The organism is Bacillus sp. AFS098217 (assembly GCF_002551815.1).
Classification (GTDB): domain Bacteria; phylum Bacillota; class Bacilli; order Bacillales; family Bacillaceae_G; genus Bacillus_A.
This window is the reverse complement of sequence record NZ_NVPR01000157.1, coordinates 1-214: the sequence shown is the minus strand read 5'-3', so window position 1 is coordinate 214 and position 214 is coordinate 1. Positions and strand designations below refer to the sequence as shown.

Here is a 214-nt window from a genome sequence, read left to right as displayed (position 1 = left end):
AGAAAGAAAAAACGCTCCCTGCATGAAGCAACCGCAAGAAAAGGAAGAAAAACAAAGAATACAAGTGCAAAACGGAACAAGAAAAATACACCACATATAGATGGAATCTATTTAGGTGATAAAGTAAAGGTATTTGGACAAGTAGGATTTGTGACAGGATTTACAGGAAAAATGGTATACGTACAAAATATACATGGACAATATATACAAAATC

1 pseudogene is annotated in these 214 nt (G+C 33.2%); it reads left to right on the top strand.

What is annotated here, in order from left to right:
• A pseudogene (locus COO03_RS23970) lies at nt 1-214 on the top strand (RNA-guided endonuclease IscB); the annotation flags it as partial.